Here is a 16,020-nt window from a genome sequence, read left to right on the forward strand (position 1 = left end):
GGCCAACAGCGGCGCCACCTGGACCAACGACATCAGCCACGGCGAGCTGCTGCGCGTCAGCGCCGACCAGACCATGACCGTCGACCCCTGCAAGCTGCAGCTGCTCTACCAGGGTCAGCCCCCCAACCCCAACCCCCCCGACTACGGCCTGTGGCCCTACCGGCCGGGTCTGCTGACCCTGCAGCGCTGACGCGGTGACACCGATCCGGCTCTTGGCGGATCGCCCATGAACCGGCCCCGGGCGTGGGGGAGGGAGCGACCACTGCGCCCGGGGCCACCATCACCCCCCGAAGAACACGTGCCCGAGGGAGACGACAGGTGAGAGCTGTTCCGCGTACGGTCCTGTGCACCGTGGGCCTGCTTCTTGCGACCATGTTGTTCCCGTCCCTGGCCAGGGCGGACAACCCGATCGTGCAGACGATCTACACCGCCGACCCGGCGCCGCTCGTCCACAACGGCCGCGTGTACGTCTACACCGGTCACGACGAGGACGGCTCGACCTACTTCACCATGCGCGACTGGCGGGTGTACTCCTCCTCGGACATGGCCAACTGGACCGACCACGGCTCGCCCATGAGCCTTGCCACCTTCGCCTGGGCCGACGCCAACGCCTGGGCCGGCCACGTCGTCCCCCGCAACGGGAAGTTCTACTGGTACGTGCCGGTGCGCAACCGGGCGACCGGCGGAATGGCCATCGGCGTCGCGGTCGGCGACAGCCCCACCGGGCCCTTCCGGGACGCGCTGGGCCGCCCGCTGGTCGAGAACGGCGAGATCGACCCGCACGCGTTCATCGACGACAACGGCCAGGCCTACCTCTACTGGGGCAACCCCCGCCTGTGGTACGTCCGGCTCAACACCGACATGATCTCCTTCTCCGGCGGCCCGACCCAGATCCCCCTCACCGCCGCGGGCTTCGGCGCGCGCAGCGGCAACGCGAGCCGTCCCACGCTCTACGAGGAGGGTCCCTGGGTCTTCAAGCGCGGCAACCTCTACTACAACGTGTTCGCCGCCGAGTGCTGCTCGGAGTTCATCGCCTACTCCACGGCCCCCAGCGCCACCGGACCGTGGACCTACCGGGGAACAATCATGCCCCGCCAGGGCGCCAGCTTCACCAACCACGCCGGGATCGTCGACTTCGCCGGAGGGTCGTACTTCTTCTACCACAACGGCGCCCTCCCCGGCGGGAGCGGTTACACCAGGTCGGTGGCGGTGGAGAAGTTCAGCTACAACGCCGACGGCACCATCCCGACCATCACCATGACCTCCGCCGGACCGCCGCAGGTCACCCCCCTCAACCCGTTCGTCCGCCAGGAGGCCGAGACCATGGCCTGGGCGTCCGGGGTGGAGACCGAGGTCTCCGGTGAGGGCGGCATGAACGTCGGCTTCATCGAGAACGGCGACCACGTCAAGGTCAAGGGCGTCGCCTTCGGCAGCGGAGTCTCCTCCTTCACCGCCCGCGTGGCCTCGGGCACCTCCGGCGGCCGGATCGAGGTCCGCCTCGGCGGCGCCACCGGCGCCCTCGTGGGCACCTGCACCGTCCCCGGCACCGGCGGCTGGCAGACCTGGACCACGGTCACCTGCCCGGCGTTGGGCGCGACCGGCACGCGCGACCTCTACCTGCGGTTCACCGGCGGCAGCGGCTACCTGTTCAACCTCGACTGGTGGCGGTTCACCCCGGGCGGGGGCAACAGCGGCGAGAACCTGCTGGCCAACGGCACGATGGAGGACGGCACGGCGAACTGGACCAGCTCCGGCGGTACCCTGTCCTCGGCCACCACCGTGGCCCACGGCGGCAGCCGCTCCCTGCTCAACTCCGGCCGTACGTCCGCCTGGCAGGGCCCGCACCAGAACGTGACCGCGCGGCTCACCAACGGCAAGAGCTACACCACGAGCGTGTGGGTCCGCTCGCAGAGCGGCACCCCCAGCGCGAAGGCGACGCTGACGCTCACCGCGAACGGCACGACGAGCTACGTCCAGCTCACCCCGGCCCAGACGGTCAACGCAGGCGGGTGGACCCAGCTCACCGGCACCACGACGGTCTCGTGGACCGGGACGCTGACAAGCGCCTCCTTCTACGTCGAGACGGCCGCGGGCACCGACGGCCTCTACGTCGACGACGCGTCCTTCCAGTGACGGAACGTCCTTCCAGTGACGGAAGACGCGCCGTGCCGGGACACCGATCACCGCTGACGGCCGTGGCGGTCGTGCCCCTCGTCGTCCGGCGACCGGCCGACGAGGGCACCGCCTTCGTCCCGCCCCGGCGGGACGGCTCGCGCGCGGCCGGCGCGAGCACCACCTTCGTCCTCGTCACCAACCGCGGCGCGACCACCCCCCGGTGGCCGGCGCCCGACCCTCGCTAGGAGCGACAGCGATGAGAAAACAACGAGCACGTGTGCTGCTGAGCCTGGCGGCGCTGGCCGTGGCACTCACCCCCGCCACCCAGGCGCAGGCCCTGGAGAACGGCGTGGGCCGTACCCCGCCGATGGGGTGGAACACCTGGAACACCTTCGGCTGCAACATCAACGAGACGCTGATCAAGCAGACGGCCGACGCCCTGGTCAGCAACGGCATGCGCGACCTGGGGTACCAGTACGTCGTCGTCGACGACTGCTGGATGGACCCCAACCGCGACTCCGCCGGCAACCTCCAGCCCAACCTGTCGCGGTTCCCCAGCGGGATGAAGGCGCTCGGTGACTACCTGCACGCCCGGGGGCTGAAGTTCGGCATCTACCAGGCGCCCCTGGACAAGACCTGCGCCCAGTACTTCAACTCCTACCCGGGTGCGACCGGCAGCCTCAACCACGAGGTCCAGGACGCCCGGCAGTTCGCCGCCTGGGGTGTCGACTACCTCAAGCACGACTGGTGCTCCCCCACCGGCACCATCAACGACCAGGTGCGCATCTTCGCCAAGATGCGCGACGCCTTGGCGGCGACCGGGCGGCCGATCCTCTACAGCATCAACCCCAACAGCATCCACGAGAAGACCGGTCCGCAACGCAACTGGGGCGACATCGCCAACATCTGGCGTACGACCGAGGACATCACCAACAAGTGGGACACCGGCCAGACCAACGGCTACCCGATGGGCATCCAGAACATCGTCAACGTCACCGTCCCGCTGGCCTCGTACGCCAAGCCCGGCCAGTTCAACGACCCCGACATGATGGAGGTCGGCCGGGGCGGCATGACCGACACCGAGATGCGCAGCCACTTCGCGCTCTGGGCCATGATGGCCTCGCCCCTGATCGCCGGGAACGACGTCCGGAACATGGACAACGCGACCACCACGATCCTGAAGAACCAGAACCTGATCGCCATCAACCAGGACACGCTCGGCCTGCAGGCGACCCAGATCAGCAACGACGGGACCCGCCGCATCCTGGCCAAGCGGCTGAGCAACGGCGACGTCGCGGTCGCCCTGTTCAACCAGGGCGGCAGCACGACCACGATCAGCACCACCGCGGCCGCCATCGGCCAGGCCGGCACCTCCTTCACCCTGAAGGACGCCTGGACGAACGCCGTCACCACGACCGGCGGCGCCATCTCGGCGAGCGTCCCGGCCCACGGCACCGTGGTGTTCCGGGTCAGCGGCGGCACGCCCAACCCCACACCCACTCCCACCCCGTCGACGACGACCCGGATCCAGGGGGTGGGGTCGGGCAGGTGCCTCGACGTGACCGGCGCCTCCCAGGCCAACGGCACCCAGGCGGGGATCTGGGACTGCAACGGCCAGAGCAACCAGCAGTGGACCTCCACGGCCGCCGGTGAACTGCGCGTCTACGGCAACAAGTGCCTGGACGTCGACAACGCCGGCACCGCCGACGGCACGAGGGTCCTCATCTGGGACTGCAACGGCCAGAACAACCAGAAGTGGCGCCTCAACACCGACGGCAGCATCACCGCCGTCGGCGCGAACAAGTGCCTGGACGTGGTGAACAACGCCACGGCCAACGGCGCCAAGGTCCAGATCTGGCCCTGCACCGGCGGCGCCAACCAGCGGTGGAACCGCACCTGAGCATGACGTCGTCGAGGGCCGGGTCGCCTGAACGGGTGACCCGGCCCTCGGCCCGTTCCCCTCGTGCCGTGCCGGACGTCTCCCGTCCTACCGCCCGGCGGGCGCCGCGGTGCTTCCCCGGACGACCAGCTCGGTGCTCAGGATGAGGCGGTTCTGGGGCAGGGACTCACCCATGGCGAGACTCACCGCCATGGACGCGCCCGCCATGCCCATGTCCCTGAGCGGCTGGCGGACGGTGGTCAGGGGCGGGTTGACCCACTGGGCGGGCGTCAGGTCGTCGAAACCCATCACGCTCACGTCGTCGGGCACGCGCAGGCCCGTCCTCGCGACCGCCTGGTAGATCCCCATGGCCAGGCCGTCGTTGGAACCGAAGATCGCGGTCGGAGGGTCGGGAAGGGCGAGCAGGGCCAGCGCGTGCTCGATGCCGTCCTCGAAGACGAAGCTGGCCCCGCGTACGAGGCGCGGGTCCACCGGCACGCCCGCCTGGTCCATCGCCGCGCGGTAACCGTCGAGCCGGGCCCGTGCCGAGAGCAGATGCGTCGGGCCGGCGACGATCGCGATACGGCGGTGCCCCAGTTCCAGCAGGTGGCGCGTGGCCGTCAGTCCCCCGCTCCAGTTGCCGGCACCCACCGACGGGACCTCGTGAGAGGGTTCGCCCGTCGGGTCCACGAGGACCACGGGAATCTCGCGCTTGCGCAGTTGTTCCAGCTGGGCGGCGGTGAACCCGGAGAACACGGCGATCACCCCTGAGGGACGCCGGTGGAGGAGACCCTCGAACCACGCGGGATCCGCGACCTGCCGCCCCTGCAGCTGCGAGAGCACCAGGGACAGCCGATGACGCCGCGTGACCTGCTCGACCCCGCTGATGATCTCCATCGCGTAGCCGGACGCCGGTTCCAGCTCGTGGAAGACCAGCTCGATCGTCGCCGCGCGGCTCGCCGGCTTGCGCTGGCGGCGGTAGCCGTGCTCCTCGATGATCCTCTCGATGGCCTCCCGGGTGCCCAGGGCGACCTCGGCCCTGCCGTTGACGACCTTGGACACCGTCGAGACGGACACCGAGGCCCGCGCGGCGATCTCCGCGATGGTCAGGGGTGCGGGCCGCTCGGTCGACGACGGGGACGACTCCCCTGAAGCGGTCATGGAAACAGCTTAGATGCCGGTACGGCGCGATCGGCTGATCTCCGTGATTTCCACGATCTTGCGAGAAGCCCCGGTGCGGGCCCGCCCCTCCCCCGTCGCGGCCCGCATGTCACAAGGACGGGGGGCCCAAGTTTCCGGGCCTGTCCCGACGCCGTCCTTGGCGGCTCTCCCCGGCGCCGTGATAGTCGAGCCATGACGTTGAGGAGAGGAGTGAAATGCCTGCCAGAAGACCAGATGACGACCGGAACGGTCCCGAAGGGGAACCCCGGAGCCTGGGGACGCTCGTCCGAACCTGGCGCAGCCGGGCACTGCTGACCCAGGAGGAGCTCGCCGACAGGGCGGGGGTCAACGTACGCACCATCCGCAGGCTCGAGGGGGACGCCGTGTGGCGCCCCAGGAGCGCGTCGATCCGGTTGCTGACCCAGGCGCTGGACCTGGACGCGGGGGAACGCGCGGAGTTCGCCGCCGCGGCCGTACGGAACGACCGGTGAGACCGGTGAGACCGGTGAGACCGGCGAGCACGCGGTCCGCGACCGGCTTCCGCCGCCGGTTCCCGCCTCGTCGCGGGCCGCCCCGCTCAGAGCCAGTCGTGTTCGCGCGCGTACCGCGCGGCCTCGTGCCGGGTCCGGGTCTGGGTCTTCTGCATCGCGTTCGAGAGGTAGTTGCGCACCGTGCCCTCGGCCAGGTGGAGCCGGGTGGCGATGTCGGCGGCCGAGTAGCCCTCGCCGGTCGCCCGCAGCACGTCGAGCTCGCGGTCGGTGAGCGGGCAGTCGTCGACGATGGCGAGGGCGGAGACGTCCGGGTCGATCCACCGCCTGCCCTCGTGCAGGGTCGTGATGACCGAGACGATGTGCGCCGGTTCCGCGGACTTGCTGACGAAGCCCTGGACCCCGAGCCTCAGTGCCTTGCGGAGCACGCCGGGCCTGGCGTGACGGGTCAGCATGAGGATCACCTGCTCCGGCAGCGCGCGGCGGATCTCCGCGACGGCCTCCAGCCCGTCCACGCCGGGCATCTCCAGGTCGATGACGAGCACGTCGGGCCGGTGCCGCAGCGTGGCCCGGACGGCCGCCCGCCCGTCCTCCGCCTCGGCGAGCACGGTGATCTCGCCCTCGAGCGGGAGCAACGCGGCCAGCGCCTTGCGGAGGAGCGCCTCGTCGTCGGCGAGCACCACGGTGGTCATCGTCGTCCCTTCCCGCTTCGGGGGGCGGTCTCCGAACGGCCGCGCGGGAACGCCGCGGCCGTCAGGAAACGCCCGTCCTGCTGCTCCACCCTCAGCTCGCCCCCGCCGTCCGCGACCCGTTCCCCGAGCGTGGCCAGCCCCCGCAGTTCGGGGGGCGGCCCCTCCCCGGCGCCGTCGTTGACGATGGTGATGCCCGACTCCGTCAGGGTGACGCGCACCTGCCCGGCCTGCGCGTGCCGCAGGATGTTGGTGGTCGTCTCCCGCAGGACCTGGCCGAGCAGTTCGCCCGTGTGCGCGTCGACCTCGGCCTCCCGGTCGACGCGCACGCGGATGCCCGCGGCCTCGGAGAGGTTCTTCGCGTTCTCCAGTTCCGCCGACAGGTTGAGCCGCACTCGACGAGGACGCCGAAGGTGTCCTCCGGCGTGACCAGCAGTCTCGCCGCGCCCACCGCGGCGACGTAGGCGGTCACCCCCAGGGCCGCCCAGCCCCGGTGGCGCGGCAACCGGGGGACGATCAGGGGGCCCACGATCGAGATGCCGTAGAACGCCGTGGCCGTGCCCATCACCAGCGCTCCGAGGGCCCAGACGGCCGCGGCGACGACCAGGCAGGGAAGGGCGATCCGGGAGAGGTCGCGCGCCGCCCACCACACGAAGGCCACCAGGGCCGCGACCACGCCCAGACCCAGGACGGCGGCCTGCCACCAGGTCCCGGCGTCCCTCGCCACCAGCAGCACCCCCACGGCGGTGAGCAGCGGGAGGAACATGACGAGATTGAGCCTGCTCAGCCGTCCCCGCGTCGTGCCGGCCGTCGGCGGGACGCGCGGGGCTGCGGTGGCCATGGGTGGTCTCTCCGGGATCGAACGGCGGGGTCCGCCCAGTATCCATCCGGCCGTGCGGCGGCGACACTGACACCACGTCACACGTTCACCCGGGAAATGTCATGGCGAGGCCATGGGGCGCGACACGGGTGTCCGGTGTGCCCGCCCGCGGGGGCCCCGGTGTGCTCGCCGGTCCGGCGCGGCCCGGAGCCGTCCGCGCGGGGAGGCGGATCGTGCGCCCGCCGCGCCTCGCCCGTACCTCCCGGCGGGGCTTCAGCCGAGGACGGCGTCCAGCAGCAGGGAGCCCGCGCCGAGGAGGGCGGCGTCGGGGCCGCCGCGGGTGACGGCGATCTCCAGGTCGCGGGTGGCCAGGGGCAGGCAGCGCTCGTAGACGGCGGCGCGGATGGAGGAGATCAGCGGCTCGGCGGCGGAGAGGCCGCCACCGACGACGATGGCGTCGGGGTTGAGGAAGTTGACCAGGACGGTGAGCACCTCGCCGATGAGGCGGCCCGCGTTCCTGACCAGGGCGGTGGCCTCGGGGACGCCGTTCTCGACCAGGGCGACGACGTCGGCGGGGCGTCGCGTCGCGAGGCCGAGCTCGGACAGGGCGGCCATGAGCGCGGCTCCGCTCGCGTAGGCCTCCAGGCAGTCGGGGTGGCCGCACGAGCACATGACGGAGGAGTCGGTCCTGACCCGGACGTGGCTGATGTCGCCGGCCGCGCCCCTGCCCCGGTGCAGGCGGCCGTCGACGATCACGCCGCACCCTATGCCGCTGCCGGCCTTGAGCACCATGAGGTTGTCCAGGCCCGGCCATGAGCGGGCCTCGCCGACGGCCAGGAGGTTGGCGTCGTTCTCGACGAGCACCGGCAGGTCGTAGCGCGCGCCGAGATGCTCGGCGACGGGGAAGTTGTTCCAGCCCGGCATGCGGGAGGGGGACACCACCCGGCCGGTGGCGGGGTCGACGGGGCCGGGTACGCCGGTGCCGACACCGCGCAGGGGGACGCCGGGCGGGCCGTGGGCCGCCAGCAGGTCGTCGAACGCGGCGGCCATCCAGTCGAGGGTCGCCTCGGGGCCGAGCGCTATGTCGCAGGCGCGTTCCTCGACGACGAGCGGGACGCCGCTGAGGTCGAGCAGGCCGAGGCGGGCGTGGTGCGCCCCCAGGTCGGCCACCGCGAGCAGGCCGGCGGTCGGGCTGACCCGCAGCCGACGGGGCCGCCGCCCGCCGCTGGAGGTGCCCGAGCCCTCCTCGACGAGGAGCCCTGTGTCGATCAGCTCCTCGACGCGCAGGGAGACGCTCGACGCGGCCAGGCCGGAGACGCGGGCCAGTTGCGCGCGCGACTCGGCGTGACCGGTGGCGACGAGACGCAGGAGATCCCCCTGCGTCCCCCGCACCAGCAGCCGCTCTTTGCCTGACATGGACTAGAGAAATACCACGTCTGTACTTAATACGGCAACGTGTTGACTTGCAGGAGAATCATCCATTACGTTCCAGCTTGTCTTCGATTTCGAAGGAAGATGGTAATGATTCAGGTCAAAGGGTTGAACAAGTGGTTCGGTGACCACCACGTGCTGCGCGATGTCGACCTTGATGTGGCGGCGGGCGAGGTCGTCGTCGTGATCGGCCCCTCGGGGTCGGGCAAGTCCACGCTGTGCCGCTGCCTCAACCGGCTGGAGACGGCCGGGTCCGGGGAGATCCTCGTCGACGGCGTACCCGCCCCCGTCGAGGGCCGGGAACTGGCCCGGCTGCGGGCTGACGTGGGCATGGTGTTCCAGTCGTTCAACCTGTTCCAGCACAAGACCGTGCTGGAGAACATCGTGCTCGCGCCGATGAAGGTCCGCGGCGACGGCCGCGCCGAGGCCGAGGCGTCGGCGCGGAGGCTGCTGGAGCGCGTCGGCATCGCCGAGCAGGCCGGGAAGCTGCCCGCCCAGCTGTCCGGCGGGCAGCAGCAGCGGGCCGCCATCGCCCGCGCGCTGGCCATGCGGCCCAAGGTGATGCTCTTCGACGAGCCCACCTCGGCCCTCGACCCGGAGATGGTCGGCGAGGTGCTGGACGTGATGGTCGGGCTCGCCGCCGACGGCATGACCATGGTCGTCGTCACCCACGAGATGGGCTTCGCCCGCAGGGCCGCCGACCGCGTGGTCTTCATGGACGCCGGCCGGATCGTCGAGACGGGCGATCCCGGCGCCTTCTTCGAGGCTCCCCGCACAGACAGGGCCAGGGACTTCCTGGCCAAAGTTCTCACTCACTGATCGAAAACGATCGAAAAGGATGGTGGGCCCGATGGTGTCCATGAAGCGGCTGGCCGCTGTCGCCGCTGTGTCCGTGCTCGGCCTGACGGCCTGTTCCGGTACGGACCCGGCGAGCCCGGCCGTACCGGGTGAGACCAAGGGGAACGACCTGATCGCCTCGGCGCCGGTCGCGGCCGCCGCGGACATCCTGCCCGGCTCCACCATGGAGAAGATCAAGCAGCGCGGTGAGCTCCTCGTCGGCGGGTCGCTCGACGCGCCGCTGCTGTCGCAGCAGAACCCGACGACCGGTCAGGTCGAGGGATTCGACGCGGACATGGGCAAGGCGCTCGCCAAGTACATCATCGGCGAACCCAAGGTGAAGATCGTCAACTCGGCCTCGGAGACCCGGGAGGCGCTGCTGTCCAACGGCACCGTGGACGTCGTCCTCCAGACGTACACGATCACCCCGGAGCGGGCCGAGCAGGTCGCCTTCGCCGGGCCGTACTACTCCTCCGGGCTGAGCCTCGCGGTCAGGAAGGGCACCACGGGCATCGCCAGGCCCGAGGACCTCAACGGCAAGACCGTCATCGCCGGAGCCAACACCCCGGCCATCCCCGCGATCAAGAAGATCGCCCCGCAGGCCAAGATCGTGACGTTCGGCAGCGACCCCGAGTGCATGCAGGCCCTCAAGCAGGAGCGCGGCGACGCCTACGTCCAGGACGAGACGCTCCTGGTGGCCAACGCGCAGAAGGACCCCTCGGTCCAGGTCGTCGGCAGTCCGTTCACCGAGGACCCGTACGGCATCGGCCTCAAGCACGGTGACGAGCAGTTCAAGAAGTTCGTCAACGACTGGCTGAAGAAGATCCAGGCCGACGGCCTCTGGCAGAAGACCTGGAAGAACTCCCTCGGCACCGTCGTGCGGGGCGAGGCTCCCACCCCGCCGCGGATCGGATCGGTTCCGGGGTCCTGATGTCCGCCCTCCTGGACCACCTGCCCGAGTTCTGGCAGGGACTGGTCGTGACCCTCCAGCTGACCGCGGCGTCCTTCGCCGGCGCCGCGGTCGCAGGGCTCGTGATCACCGCCATGCGGGTCAGCCCGGTCGGCGTCCTGCGCGGGATCGGCACGGCCTACGTGGAGACCTTCCAGAACCTGCCGCTGCTGGTGCTGCTGGTGCTCGCCGTCTTCGGCCTTCCGGAGATCGGGCTCAAGGCCGACCTGCTGGTGACGGCCATGATCGTCATCGCGCTCTACGAGGCCGCCTACGTCGCCGAGGCACTGCGCTCCGGCGTCAACGCGATCTCGGCCGGGCAGGGCGAGGCGGCCCGCGCGCTCGGGCTGACCTTCGGCCAGTCCCTGCGGCACGTGGTCCTGCCGCAGGCGCTGCGCACGGTGATCCAGCCGGTCGGCAACATCTTCATCGCGCTGACGATGAACACCTCGCTCGCCGCCGCGGTCGGCGTCGTCGACCTGACCGCCGCGGCCAACCGGGTGAACCTCGCGGAGGCGCAACCCATCCCGATCTTCGTCGGGGCGGGCCTGGCCTACGCGCTGATCGCCGCCTGTGCCGGGTTCGTCACCGGGCGGCTCGAACGACGACTGGTGGTGGTCCGGTGAGCGATCTCCTCTTCGACCGGCCCGGCCCGCGCGCCCGCCGCAGGATAAGGATCGCGACCGCGGTGGGGGCGGTCGCGATCCTCGCCCTGCTGGCGCTGGCGCTGCGCCAGTTCGCCGCCAACGGCCAGCTCGACGCCGACCGCTGGTCGCCGTACACGACCTGGCCGATGTGGCGCTACCTGCTGAACGGGCTGTGGGCCACCGCGCTCGCCGCCGTCGTCTCGGCCGCGCTCGCGATGGCGGCCGGGCTGGCCCTGGCCCTCGGGCGGCTGTCGCGGCACAGGTGGATCCGCGTGCCCGCCGCCACGTACGTGGAGGTCGTGCGGACCGTCCCGGCGCTGCTGCTGGTCTACGTCGTGCTGTTCGCGCTGCCCCGCTACGGGCTCGACCTGCCGCTGTTCTGGAAGCTCGTCGTGCCGCTGGCGATCTCGAACGCCGCGGCGTTCGCGGAGATCTTCCGCGCCGGGATCCTGTCCGTGGAACGCGGCCAGGGTGAGGCCGGTCTCGCCGTCGGGCTCACCCAGGGCCAGACCATGCGCCTGATCGTGCTGCCGCAGGCGGCCCGCCGGGTGCTGCCCTCGATCGTCAGCCAGTCGGTCGGCCTGCTGAAGGACACCTCCCTGGGGTTCGTGGTCAGCTACGCCGAGCTGCTCTACAGCGGCAAGGTCCTGGCGACCTTCAACGGCCTGCTCATCCAGACCTACATCGTCGTCGCGCTGATCTACCTGGTGGTCAACGCGTCGCTGTCCAAGCTCGCCCGTGCCCTCGACGCCCGCAACGCCCACGATGCCCGCAATGCCCGTGATGCCCGCCGGTTCGGAAGGAGACCCGCACGTGCCTGACCTCGTCCCGCTCGCCGAGGTGGTGCGCTCCGGGTTCACCGAGAGCGTGCACTACGGCAGCGCCGTCGCGCTGGCACCCGACGGCGCCGTGGCCGTCGCCAGGGGAGCGATCGGCGCGCCGGTGCTCCCGCGCTCCTCGGCCAAGCCGTTCCAGGCCCTGGCCTGCCTGCTGTCCGGGGCGGACCTCGGCGGTCCCGGCCTGGCGATCGCCGCGGGCAGCCACACCGGCCAGGACCTCCACGTACGGCTGGTCGCCGACATCCTCGCCGGGGCCGGACTCGGCTTCGACGCGCTCGGCTGCCCCGAGGACTGGCCCGAGGACGAGGCCACCCGGCACGCGCTGATCCGGGCGGGCCTGGCGGCCTCGCGCGAGCGGATGAACTGCTCGGGCAAGCACGCCGCGATGCTCGCCGCGTCCGTCGCCTCCGGCTGGGAGACCGCCTCCTACCTGGACGCGGGCCACCCCCTGCAGCGGCGGGTACGCGCCGTGACCGAGGAGCTGTCGGGAGAGAGGGCCGCCCACGTCGCCGTCGACGGGTGCGGCGCCCCGCTGTTCGGGCTGTCGCTGACCGGGCTGGCGCGGGCCGCGCGGGCCCTGGTCGTCGCCGAGCCGGGAACCCCGCCGCGCGCGGTCGCCGACGCGATGCGCGAGCACCCCGAGTACGTCGGCGGGACCGGGCACGTCAACACAACGCTGATGCGGGCGCTGCCGGGGGCGCTGGTCAAGGGCGGGGCCGAGGGGGTCCTCGTCGTCGCGCTCGCCACCGGGCACGCGGCGGCCGTCAAGGTCATCGACGGGAGCCCGCGGGCCACGAGCGCGATCGCACTGGCCGTGCTCGGGGCGGCCGGCGGGGACGTCGCGCCGGCGGCGGCGTTCGCGAGCGTTCCCGTGCTGGGCGGGGGCCTGCCGGTCGGTGAAATCCACGCTCTGGAGGAAGAATGAGCCTTGTCCACGAGATCTGCATCGACAGCACCGCGGGCGCGCTCGCGGCCGAGCAGGCCGGGGCGCACCGCGTCGAGCTGTGCTCCGCCCTCTTCGACGGCGGCCTGACCCCGACCCTCGGCACCGTCGAGGCGACCCTCGCGGCGGTCTCGGCGATCCGGGTCCACGTGATCGTCCGTCCCCGGGGCGGCGACTTCATCTACGACGCGTACGAGGTCGCGGCCATGGAGCGCGACGTGGCCACCATCAGGGACGCGGGCGCGCAGGGCGTGGTGATCGGGGTGCTGACGCCGTCCGGCGAGGTGGACGTCGAGGTGGCCAGGCGCCTCATCGACGCGGCCGGGGACCTGTCGGTCACCTTCCACCGGGCCTTCGACATGACCGCCGACGCGTTCGCCGCCCTGGACACCCTCGTCTCCCTGGGCGTCGACCGGGTTCTCACCTCCGGCCAGGACGTCACCGCGCTGGAGGGCGCGCCGCTGATCGCCTCCCTGGTCGAGCGGGCGGGCGACGAGCTCGTCGTCATGCCCGGCGGCGGCATCACGCCCCGCAACGTGCACCGCGTGGTCGAGGCGACCGGGGCCACCGAGATCCACTTCGCCGCCCTGGTCGACGCGCCCAGTCCCGCCGTGCACCGCAACCCGCACCCGTTCATGGGCGGCGAGCTGCGCCGGCCCGAGTACGGCCGCCTGGTCACCTCCCCGCGCCTGGTCTCGGAGGTGATCGCCGCCTCGGGCACCTGACCTCCGGAACCGGTCGCCGTGCCCGCCGCGTACGTGAACAGGGGCCACGTACGCGCGCGTTCGGCGCCCGCGCGTTCCGCCGCACCCGGGCACCGGCGGTCACCCGGTCGGGCCAGAATGGGGAGCATGACGACGCTCGCCCAGCTTCGTAGGACCGCCCTCTCCCTCCCGGAGACCTCGGAGCGGCGCCTCGGCTCCGGGGTGGTCGAGTTCACCGTGCGCGGCGAACCGTTCGCCGCGTCGGACAAGGACGGCCGCGTGCACCTCCACCTGGCCGCGCCGGACGCGGACAGGGTCCTTTCCGAACACCCGGCGGCCGAGCGCGTGCCCGGGGGCGACGGGCAGTCCGGCGTCCGGGTCCCGTTCGAGGACATCGACGGCCGGCGGCTCAACCACTGGGTGCGCCACGCCTGGCTCGCCCACGCGCCCGAGGACCTCGCCGGTGCCGGCAAGGCGGCCGACGACGCGGTGGCGGGCGAGGTGGGCGACCTGCCCAGGTCCATCGGGACGCCCGCCACGCGGGCGCTCGTCGCCGCGGGCGTGACCAGCCTCGCCGACGTCGCCGGGCGCACCGAGGCCGAACTGCTGGAACTGCACGGGATGGGCCCCAAGGCCGTTCGCGTCCTCGGCGAGGCGCTCGCCGGATCGGGGCGCTCCTTCAGGTCCTGACCGGTGCGGCGACGGTCATGGGCCACGGGTCAGGGGTCGTGGACGTCCGGGGGGCGGCCGCTCACGGGTCGCGGGTCGCGAACGGTCCGGAGCGACGGCTCACGGGTCACGATTCGTGAACGATCTGGGGTCACGGGTCACGGGTCGTGAACGCTCGAGGGGCCGCGAACGGCCGGGAATCGCGAACACCACGCCGACAACCCGCGTCGGATGTCCGCGCCGGACGACATCTCGGTTCGATACTGTCGACGCATGATCGTTGGATATGCGCAGGTCTCGTCCACGGAGCAGAACCCCGGCCACCGGGCCGACGCGCCGGCCCGCGCCGATGTCGACCGGACCGGCGCCCACGTCGGCCACGACCGTGCCGTCACCACCGAGGACCGGGCCTTGTTCGCCGGCCGTGCCGCCTCCGGAACGCCGGCATGAACGCATCCGAGCACATCGATCCGCCCAAGCACACCGACCCCCCCAAGGCGACCGATCCTCCCGAGCACACCGGCCCCTCCAAGCACATCGATCCACCCGGGCACGCCGATCCTCCCGAGCACAGCGATCCGTCCGAGCACGCCGATCCTCCCAAGGCGACCGATTCACCCGGGCACACCGATCCTCCCGAGGCGACCGGTCCTTCCGGGGCGACCGACGCGCCGGCCACCCCCGAGCGGCCTCGCCGCCTGATCGCCGACTGGCGGTTCGTGTCACCACCGCTCGGCATCGTCGTACTGGTCGCCTCCTGGGGCCGGGACCTCCCCGCGCCGCTGCTGGTGGTCATCGCCGTGGTACTGGGCGCCGCGGTGCTGGCCGCCGTGCACCACGCCGAGGTCGTCGCCCACCGTGTCGGTGAGCCTTTCGGATCGCTGCTGCTGGCCGTCTCCGTCACCGTCATCGAGGTCGCCCTGATCGTGACCCTCGTGATCTCCGGCGGGCCGGGGACGGCGTCACTGGCCCGCGACACCGTCTTCGCCGCCCTGATGATCACCTGCAACGGGATCCTCGGACTGTCGCTGTTCATCGGCGCCGTCCGCTACCGCCTCGCGGTGTTCAACGCCGAGGGAACCGGCGCCGCCCTGGCCACCGTGGCGACCCTCGCCGTCGTCTGCCTCGTACTGCCGACCTTCACCACCGCCCGCTCCGGGCCGCAGTTCTCCCCGACGCAGCTGATCTTCGCCGCCGTGGCGTCCGTCGCCCTCTACGCCGCGTTCGTCACCACCCAGACCGTCCGCCACCGCGACTTCTTCCTGCCCGTCACCAGCGACGGCAAGGTGATCAACGACGCCGACAACGACGACCACGCCGACCCGCCCACCGCCCGTGCCGCCCTCACCAGCCTGGTGCTGCTGCTCGTCGCCCTGATCGCGGTCGTCGGCCTGGCCAAGGTCCTGTCCCCCGCCATCGAGGAGACCGTCGCCGGCCTGAGCCTGCCCCACTCGTTCGTCGGCGTGATCATCGCTCTGCTCGTCCTGCTGCCCGAGACCCTCGCCGCGGCCAACGCGGCCCGCCGCAACCGCATCCAGGTCAGTCTCAACCTCGCGCTGGGCTCCGCCATGGCAAGCATCGGCCTGACCATCCCCGTGATCGCCATCGCGACGATCTGGCTCCCCGGCCCCCTGTCCCTCGGCCTCGGCGCGAACCAGATCGTCCTGCTCGCGATCACCGTCGTCGTCGCCACGCTGACCGTCGTCCCGGGCCGGGCCACCCGCCTGCAGGGACTCGTCCACCTCATCCTGCTCGGCGCGTTCCTCCTCCTCGCCGCCCACCCCTGAGGGGTGTGACCCCGGCCCTCCCCCGCCGGACCGGCCGGCGGGCGGGCCCGGAGCCAGGCCGG

19 protein-coding genes are annotated in these 16,020 nt (G+C 71.9%); 14 read left to right on the top strand and 5 right to left on the bottom strand.

Translation table 11 applies throughout. The features are described 5' to 3' along the window. The 4 genes from AB0G16_RS31010 to AB0G16_RS31025 all read left to right on the top strand — a co-directional run. Positions 1 to 190: non-reducing end alpha-L-arabinofuranosidase family hydrolase (locus tag AB0G16_RS31010; protein WP_362812943.1), on the top strand; the 190-nt coding region annotated here is incomplete at its 5' end. A gap of 128 nt (positions 191 to 318) precedes the next feature. After that, on the top strand, positions 319 to 2,133 hold the full coding sequence (locus tag AB0G16_RS31015; RefSeq protein WP_362812946.1) for a family 43 glycosylhydrolase: 1,815 nt from the start codon (positions 319 to 321) through the stop codon (positions 2,131 to 2,133). Positions 2,134 to 2,195: 62 nt separating this feature from the next. Then, positions 2,196 to 2,360 carry a hypothetical protein gene (locus AB0G16_RS31020; protein WP_362812948.1) on the top strand — a complete coding sequence of 55 codons (165 nt, stop codon included), beginning with the start codon at positions 2,196 to 2,198 and terminating at the stop codon, positions 2,358 to 2,360. 11 nt (positions 2,361 to 2,371) lie between these two features. Next, a complete protein-coding gene (locus tag AB0G16_RS31025; RefSeq protein WP_362812951.1) occupies positions 2,372 to 4,015 on the top strand; it encodes a lectin in 1,644 nt (547 codons plus the stop codon). Positions 4,016 to 4,102: 87 nt separating this feature from the next. Here AB0G16_RS31025 and AB0G16_RS31030 read toward each other — a convergent pair whose 3' ends face one another. Then, on the bottom strand, positions 4,103 to 5,155 hold the full coding sequence (locus tag AB0G16_RS31030; RefSeq protein ID WP_362812953.1) for a substrate-binding domain-containing protein: 1,053 nt from the start codon (positions 5,153 to 5,155) through the stop codon (positions 4,103 to 4,105). 215 nt (positions 5,156 to 5,370) lie between these two features. Here AB0G16_RS31030 and AB0G16_RS31035 point away from each other — a divergent pair, with 215 nt between their 5' ends. After that, positions 5,371 to 5,646, top strand: coding sequence for a helix-turn-helix transcriptional regulator (locus AB0G16_RS31035; RefSeq protein ID WP_362812956.1), 276 nt, complete (start codon positions 5,371 to 5,373; stop codon positions 5,644 to 5,646). Between the two features lie 86 nt (positions 5,647 to 5,732). Here the strand turns inward: AB0G16_RS31035 and AB0G16_RS31040 are convergent, their stop codons facing one another. From AB0G16_RS31040 to AB0G16_RS31055, 4 genes are all read right to left on the bottom strand, one after another. Continuing rightward, on the bottom strand, positions 5,733 to 6,335 hold the full coding sequence (locus tag AB0G16_RS31040) for a response regulator transcription factor (protein ID WP_362812959.1): 603 nt from the start codon (positions 6,333 to 6,335) through the stop codon (positions 5,733 to 5,735). Next, entirely contained in the window at positions 6,332 to 6,553 is a 222-nt protein-coding gene (locus AB0G16_RS31045) for a hypothetical protein (protein ID WP_362812962.1), read from the bottom strand. The genes AB0G16_RS31040 and AB0G16_RS31045 overlap by 4 nt, the downstream gene beginning before the upstream one ends. Further along, positions 6,538 to 7,173, bottom strand: a complete 636-nt coding sequence (locus tag AB0G16_RS31050) for a hypothetical protein (RefSeq protein ID WP_362812964.1) — start codon at positions 7,171 to 7,173, stop codon at positions 6,538 to 6,540. The genes AB0G16_RS31045 and AB0G16_RS31050 overlap by 16 nt, the downstream gene beginning before the upstream one ends. Before the next feature lie 252 nt (positions 7,174 to 7,425). Then, a complete protein-coding gene (locus tag AB0G16_RS31055; protein WP_362812967.1) occupies positions 7,426 to 8,568 on the bottom strand; it encodes an ROK family protein in 1,143 nt (380 codons plus the stop codon). A 105-nt stretch (positions 8,569 to 8,673) separates the two neighbouring features. On the opposite strand from AB0G16_RS31055, the gene AB0G16_RS31060 reads away from it, so the two are divergent. From AB0G16_RS31060 to AB0G16_RS31100, 9 genes are all read left to right on the top strand, one after another. Then, positions 8,674 to 9,402 (top strand): amino acid ABC transporter ATP-binding protein, encoded by a 729-nt coding sequence (locus tag AB0G16_RS31060; RefSeq protein WP_362812970.1) that lies wholly within the window; start codon positions 8,674 to 8,676, stop codon positions 9,400 to 9,402. A 31-nt stretch (positions 9,403 to 9,433) separates the two neighbouring features. Continuing rightward, positions 9,434 to 10,351 carry a glutamate ABC transporter substrate-binding protein gene (locus AB0G16_RS31065; protein ID WP_362812973.1) on the top strand — a complete coding sequence of 306 codons (918 nt, stop codon included), beginning with the start codon at positions 9,434 to 9,436 and terminating at the stop codon, positions 10,349 to 10,351. Next, positions 10,351 to 10,995, top strand: coding sequence for an amino acid ABC transporter permease (locus tag AB0G16_RS31070; protein WP_362812976.1), 645 nt, complete (start codon positions 10,351 to 10,353; stop codon positions 10,993 to 10,995). The genes AB0G16_RS31065 and AB0G16_RS31070 overlap by 1 nt, the downstream gene beginning before the upstream one ends. Continuing rightward, positions 10,992 to 11,837: an amino acid ABC transporter permease gene (locus tag AB0G16_RS31075; RefSeq protein ID WP_362812979.1), complete on the top strand. Its 846-nt coding sequence runs from the start codon at positions 10,992 to 10,994 to the stop codon at positions 11,835 to 11,837. Before AB0G16_RS31070 ends, AB0G16_RS31075 begins: the two co-directional genes overlap by 4 nt. Next, the gene (locus AB0G16_RS31080) at positions 11,800 to 12,780 is read left to right on the top strand and encodes an asparaginase (RefSeq protein WP_362813087.1); all 981 of its coding nucleotides are present in this window, start codon (positions 11,800 to 11,802) and stop codon (positions 12,778 to 12,780) included. Before AB0G16_RS31075 ends, AB0G16_RS31080 begins: the two co-directional genes overlap by 38 nt. Next, the gene (locus AB0G16_RS31085; RefSeq protein ID WP_362812982.1) at positions 12,777 to 13,523 is read left to right on the top strand and encodes a copper homeostasis protein CutC; all 747 of its coding nucleotides are present in this window, start codon (positions 12,777 to 12,779) and stop codon (positions 13,521 to 13,523) included. Before AB0G16_RS31080 ends, AB0G16_RS31085 begins: the two co-directional genes overlap by 4 nt. 126 nt (positions 13,524 to 13,649) lie before the next feature. Continuing rightward, the gene (locus tag AB0G16_RS31090; RefSeq protein ID WP_362812985.1) at positions 13,650 to 14,192 is read left to right on the top strand and encodes a hypothetical protein; all 543 of its coding nucleotides are present in this window, start codon (positions 13,650 to 13,652) and stop codon (positions 14,190 to 14,192) included. A gap of 252 nt (positions 14,193 to 14,444) precedes the next feature. Continuing rightward, positions 14,445 to 14,621 (top strand): hypothetical protein, encoded by a 177-nt coding sequence (locus tag AB0G16_RS31095; RefSeq protein WP_362812988.1) that lies wholly within the window; start codon positions 14,445 to 14,447, stop codon positions 14,619 to 14,621. Then, positions 14,618 to 15,958, top strand: a complete 1,341-nt coding sequence (locus AB0G16_RS31100; protein ID WP_362812991.1) for a hypothetical protein — start codon at positions 14,618 to 14,620, stop codon at positions 15,956 to 15,958. The genes AB0G16_RS31095 and AB0G16_RS31100 overlap by 4 nt, the downstream gene beginning before the upstream one ends. Positions 15,959 to 16,020 lie beyond the last annotated feature (62 nt).

It is taken from the genome of Streptosporangium sp. NPDC023615, assembly GCF_040640155.1.
In the GTDB taxonomy this organism is placed as follows: domain Bacteria; phylum Actinomycetota; class Actinomycetes; order Streptosporangiales; family Streptosporangiaceae; genus Streptosporangium.

Excerpts from the sequence above, each read along its gene's own strand:
- AB0G16_RS31030 (WP_362812953.1), bottom strand. The coding sequence starts at position 5,155 with ATGACCGCTTCAGGGGAGTCGTCCCCGTCGTCGACCGAGCGGCCCGCA.
- AB0G16_RS31100 (WP_362812991.1), top strand. The coding sequence starts at position 14,618 with ATGAACGCATCCGAGCACATCGATCCGCCCAAGCACACCGACCCCCCC.
- AB0G16_RS31055 (WP_362812967.1), bottom strand. The coding sequence starts at position 8,568 with ATGTCAGGCAAAGAGCGGCTGCTGGTGCGGGGGACGCAGGGGGATCTC.
- AB0G16_RS31065 (WP_362812973.1), top strand. The coding sequence starts at position 9,434 with ATGGTGTCCATGAAGCGGCTGGCCGCTGTCGCCGCTGTGTCCGTGCTC.
- AB0G16_RS31090 (WP_362812985.1), top strand. The coding sequence starts at position 13,650 with ATGACGACGCTCGCCCAGCTTCGTAGGACCGCCCTCTCCCTCCCGGAG.
- AB0G16_RS31070 (WP_362812976.1), top strand. The coding sequence starts at position 10,351 with ATGTCCGCCCTCCTGGACCACCTGCCCGAGTTCTGGCAGGGACTGGTC.
- AB0G16_RS31080 (WP_362813087.1), top strand. The coding sequence starts at position 11,800 with ATGCCCGCCGGTTCGGAAGGAGACCCGCACGTGCCTGACCTCGTCCCG.
- AB0G16_RS31095 (WP_362812988.1), top strand. The coding sequence starts at position 14,445 with ATGATCGTTGGATATGCGCAGGTCTCGTCCACGGAGCAGAACCCCGGC.
- AB0G16_RS31025 (WP_362812951.1), top strand. The coding sequence starts at position 2,372 with ATGAGAAAACAACGAGCACGTGTGCTGCTGAGCCTGGCGGCGCTGGCC.
- AB0G16_RS31060 (WP_362812970.1), top strand. The coding sequence starts at position 8,674 with ATGATTCAGGTCAAAGGGTTGAACAAGTGGTTCGGTGACCACCACGTG.
- AB0G16_RS31085 (WP_362812982.1), top strand. The coding sequence starts at position 12,777 with ATGAGCCTTGTCCACGAGATCTGCATCGACAGCACCGCGGGCGCGCTC.
- AB0G16_RS31035 (WP_362812956.1), top strand. The coding sequence starts at position 5,371 with ATGCCTGCCAGAAGACCAGATGACGACCGGAACGGTCCCGAAGGGGAA.
- AB0G16_RS31050 (WP_362812964.1), bottom strand. The coding sequence starts at position 7,173 with ATGGCCACCGCAGCCCCGCGCGTCCCGCCGACGGCCGGCACGACGCGG.
- AB0G16_RS31040 (WP_362812959.1), bottom strand. The coding sequence starts at position 6,335 with ATGACCACCGTGGTGCTCGCCGACGACGAGGCGCTCCTCCGCAAGGCG.